Below are 235 nucleotides of genomic sequence, written 5' to 3' on the forward strand. Positions count from 1 at the left end.
ATCTTAGCTAAACGCATTAATGAAAGTATGAAAGAAAGCTCACAACGTCAAGGTTGGGCTGTTGAAGCCGTAGAAGGTATCGAAACACTTAAAGTCAACAATTCAACTAATTGGGCACAGCAGCGTTGGGATAAGTTGAACGCGGTGACGGCAGCGAGCTCAATGAAAGTTATAGAAATCAACGATTTTGTATCCAACTTTACCGTAGTTCTGCAGCAGCTTAATACCGTGGGTT

At 42.1% G+C, this 235-nt stretch carries 1 pseudogene; it reads left to right on the forward strand.

Annotated features, from left to right (window positions below):
• Window positions 1–235, forward strand: a pseudogene (locus ACTHS4_RS12615) (type I secretion system permease/ATPase); the annotation flags it as partial.

It is taken from the genome of Neisseria sp. P0014.S009 (genome assembly GCF_051958155.1).
GTDB classification, from domain to species: Bacteria; Pseudomonadota; Gammaproteobacteria; order Burkholderiales; family Neisseriaceae; genus Neisseria; species Neisseria flavescens_C.